Annotated in this window: 4 protein-coding genes and 1 pseudogene (1 of these 5 only partly in view); 3 read left to right on the top strand and 2 right to left on the bottom strand. The window is 61.0% G+C overall.

What is annotated here, in order from left to right; translation table 11 throughout:
* The 3 genes and pseudogenes from A2X88_10840 to A2X88_10830 form a co-directional block, all read left to right on the top strand.
* Nucleotides 1–29: pseudogene (locus A2X88_10840) on the top strand (hypothetical protein); it begins 592 nt to the left of the window's first position.
* Nucleotides 26–1222 carry a tryptophan synthase subunit beta gene (locus A2X88_10835; protein OGP35618.1) on the top strand — a complete coding sequence of 399 codons (1197 nt, stop codon included), beginning with the start codon at nt 26–28 and terminating at the stop codon, nt 1220–1222. The pseudogene A2X88_10840 and the gene A2X88_10835 overlap by 4 nt, the downstream one beginning before the upstream one ends.
* The gene (locus A2X88_10830) at nt 1222–2043 is read left to right on the top strand and encodes a tryptophan synthase subunit alpha (protein OGP35617.1); all 822 of its coding nucleotides are present in this window, start codon (nt 1222–1224) and stop codon (nt 2041–2043) included. Before A2X88_10835 ends, A2X88_10830 begins: the two co-directional genes overlap by 1 nt.
* A 50-nt stretch (nt 2044–2093) precedes the next feature.
* Here A2X88_10830 and A2X88_10825 read toward each other — a convergent pair whose 3' ends face one another.
* Together A2X88_10825 and A2X88_10820 are read right to left on the bottom strand one after the other, a co-directional pair.
* Entirely contained in the window at nt 2094–2408 is a 315-nt protein-coding gene (locus A2X88_10825) for a hypothetical protein (GenBank protein ID OGP35616.1), read from the bottom strand.
* 146 nt (nt 2409–2554) lie between these two features.
* Nucleotides 2555–2914 carry a cupin gene (locus A2X88_10820; GenBank protein ID OGP35662.1) on the bottom strand — a complete coding sequence of 120 codons (360 nt, stop codon included), beginning with the start codon at nt 2912–2914 and terminating at the stop codon, nt 2555–2557.
* Between the last annotated feature and the right edge of the window lie 143 nt (nt 2915–3057).

Raw genomic sequence — 3057 nt, 5'->3', positions numbered from 1 at the left:
TCTTTGGGAAAGGAAAAACGCAATCATGATGCGGACACAACCGGACAGACGCGGCCATTTCGGGATCTTCGGGGGACGCTACGCCGCGGAGACCCTGATGCCCGCCCTCCTGGAACTGGAGACGGCCTATCGCGCGGCCCGGAGGGACGCCTCTTTCAAAAAGGAGTTCTCCTTTTATCTCCATGAGTACGCGGGGCGGGAGACGCCCCTCTACGAGGCGCGCAGGCTCACCGAGACCCTCGGCGGCGCGAAGATCTACCTGAAGCGGGAGGACATGAACCACACGGGCTCGCACAAGATCAACAACACGCTGGGTCAGGTCCTGCTTGCCCGGCGGATGGGGAAGAAAAAGGTGATCGCCGAGACCGGGGCGGGCCAGCACGGCGTGGCGACCGCGACGGCGGCGGCCCTCTTCGGCATGGAGTGCCGGATCTTCATGGGCGAAGAGGACATCCGGCGGCAGGCCCATAATGTCTTCCGGATGAAAATCCTCGGCGCGGAGGTCGCCCCCGTAGCCGCCGGCACGGCGACCCTCAAGGATGCGATGAACGAGGCGATGCGCGACTGGGTCTCCTCGGTGCGCGACACCTTCTACGTCATCGGCACCACGGCAGGCCCCCACCCCTACCCGGTCATGGTCCGCGATTTCCAGAGCATCATCGGCCGGGAGGCGAGGCGGCAGATCCTGAAGAAGGAAGGGCGGCTCCCCGACATCCTCATCGCCTGCGTGGGCGGGGGAAGCAACGCCCTCGGTCTTTTTTACCCTTTCCTTGCCGATCCCGCGGTGGCGATGACCGGCGTCGAGGCGGCGGGAAAAGGGCTCGCCACAGGGCTTCATGCGGCAAGCATTACGGCAGGTCGGGTCGGCGTCCTCCATGGGAACAAGACCTATCTTCTTCAGGATGAATACGGCCAGGTCCGCGACGCCTACGCCATCGCTGCCGGCCTCGACTATCCCGGCGTGGGTCCGGAACACGCCTGGCTCCACGCCACCGGGCGCGCCCGCTACGTCGCCGTCACGGACGAGGAGGCTGTAGAAGCCTTCGTCGCCCTTTCCCGCCAGGAGGGAATCATCCCCGCGCTGGAGAGCGCCCATGCCGTGGCCTGGGCCATGAAGACGGCGCCCGCCATGGCAAAGGACAAGATTGCAATCATCAACCTCTCCGGCCGGGGCGACAAGGATGCGGAGACCATCGCCGAGAGCAGGGAGGGAAAAGAATAATGGGACGGATCGAAGAGAGATTCACGGCATTGAAAAAAGAGGGTCGTAAGACGTTCGTCGCCTACTTGACGGCGGGCGATCCCGATCTGGAAACAACCGCGCGGCTGATCCCGGCACTGGAGGCCGCCGGGGTGGACATCATCGAAATCGGCGTCCCTTTCTCCGATCCGACGGCGGACGGCCCCGTCATCCAGGCCGCCTCTCAGCGCGCCCTCAAGCGGGGGGCCACCCTGGCGAAGATCCTCGCAATGATCGCCTCCCTTCGCCGGACGAGCGGAATCCCGATCGTCCTGTTCGGCTACTATAACCCGATCCTCAGCTACGGGCCGGAAAAGTTCGCGGCGGAGGCGGCTGCCTCAGGCGTGGACGGCATCCTTGTCGTCGACCTCCCCCCCGAAGAAGCTGATGAACTCCGACAATACTCGGATCCGGCCGGACTCGATTTCATCACGCTCATCGCCCCGACGACCGGTTCAGTGCGGGCCAGGAAGATCCTCCGAAGGGCGGCGGGATTTGTCTACTACATCTCCGTCACCGGCGTCACGGGAACGGCCGCCCCCCGGGCAGAGGACGTCCGGAGCGACGTGGAAAGGCTCAAGAGGATGACGGCGCTTCCCGTTGCCGTCGGCTTCGGCATCTCCACCCCCGGTCAGGCGGCAGCCATCGCTCCCTTGGCCGACGGCATCGTCGTCGGGAGCGCCCTGGTCCGCCTGATCGGCGAGAAGGGCACAAGCGACGACCTCGTACCGGCAGCAACCTCCTTTGCGGGAGAGATCCGCCGGGCGATCGACGCAGCCTGCCCGGGTCAGGGAAAAAAGTAAAACGGGTCTGCTATAACCTGCATGGCGTTGTCGGATGGCGCTTGGCATGTCTAACAGCTGTAGTTCTTAACGGCTCGCTTGATCGCGGGCCCCGCTTTGGCAAGATCGTCCGGGACCATGACCGGATGAATCTCAATGCTTGCATTGAACGCAAGGAACCACGGCTCAGCGATTGCTGGGATTTGAGAAGCATCTTGCATCTCGAGAAAAATGAACCCCGTGCGCTGACCGTTGGTGTCCGTAAAATAGACGGCTTCCGGCTTCAAATCTGCCAGAATGGATTGGATGGTCGCGCCGAGCTTTCCAGCCTTCGCGGCCGCGTTCCCGGACTCAACGGGGATATTGACCTTCAGTAAAAATCGCATGTTTCACCTCCTAATGGTTTGGTTTCCTGGATTCACGCAGCGCCTTCCAACGGCGCGCCTCAGCCGCGCACGTTTTTTTCGTCGGGCTGCAGGCACGACGTCAGCCGGCTTATTTCTCACCTTGGCTGTAGTTTGTCAGCGACCACCTACAGAGACTTCGCGTAATCAAGCATCCCCTGAAAATCTACGACGACGGCCGGCTCTTTTCCTACCACCCATGCGTCGTGGCCGGCGGGAAGAAATGAAACGTCGCCGGGCCGAGCCTCAAACTCGGTTCCGTCATCCATACGAATCTTCAGCACGCCCGATACGTGATACTGGAAGTGAGGCGCTTCGCAGCTCTTTGTTTTGGCAAGTGGTTGCACCGACGTTGCCCATCTCCAGCCAGGCTGAAAGATAGCTCGACCAACCATTGCGCCGCCGATTTTGATGAGTTCCAGTCGTCCCTTCGGGAATTCCCGAACTTCGTCGGGTTTCCCAAAACTTTTGAGGTCAGCCTTTTTCATCATGCACCTCCTGTTTGTATTACCGGCGATAATATTTTCCCATTTTCTCAAGATAACACAATGCGTATAAAATGGAAGCATAAGCCGTAATCCACCACCAACTTTTAGATGGACGGGTTTTTCGTACTTTTAGGAATCATTCT

The sequence above is a fragment of the Deltaproteobacteria bacterium GWC2_65_14 genome, from assembly GCA_001797615.1.
Taxonomy (GTDB): Bacteria; Desulfobacterota; Deferrimicrobia; order Deferrimicrobiales; family Deferrimicrobiaceae; genus GWC2-65-14.
The sequence above is the reverse complement of the archived record's forward strand: the minus strand, read 5'-3'. Positions and strand labels throughout refer to the sequence as shown.